Origin of the sequence: Rhizobium ecuadorense, assembly GCF_001187535.1 — a bacterium.
Lineage (GTDB): Bacteria > Pseudomonadota > Alphaproteobacteria > Rhizobiales > Rhizobiaceae > Rhizobium > Rhizobium ecuadorense.
This window is the reverse complement of the sequence record NZ_LFIO01000616.1, coordinates 1-307: the sequence shown is the minus strand read 5'-3', so window position 1 is coordinate 307 and position 307 is coordinate 1. Positions and strand designations below refer to the sequence as shown.

1 protein-coding gene is annotated in these 307 nt (G+C 56.4%); it reads right to left on the bottom strand.

Features of this window, described 5'->3' with window-relative positions:
- Positions 1 to 307 (bottom strand): family 4 glycosyl hydrolase (locus AF337_RS12350; RefSeq protein ID WP_483150626.1); only part of this gene is annotated, 307 nt, incomplete at both ends.

Here is a 307-nt window from a genome sequence, read left to right as displayed (position 1 = left end):
GGGCAGATTCTCGATCAGGCCGTTGTTTGGCACATTGCCGTATATCAGCGCCGGGTTGCCGGTTACTGCGGCATGAATGATGCCGGCCGCGTATTCATTGCTGCGGCACACCTCGATCGGCTTGTCGCCTTCCAGTTCCTTGCGCAAGGCATGCCACTCTTTGATCTGCACTTCGCAGCGCCGGATGTATTCGTCCAACGGGATATTGAGCTGATCAATCAGATCCCCTCGTCCCTCCTTGATGTACCAGGAGGTATACTCGGAGAAATGCTCGCTGGATTCGGTGACGAAGTGGCCGAGCCGTTTG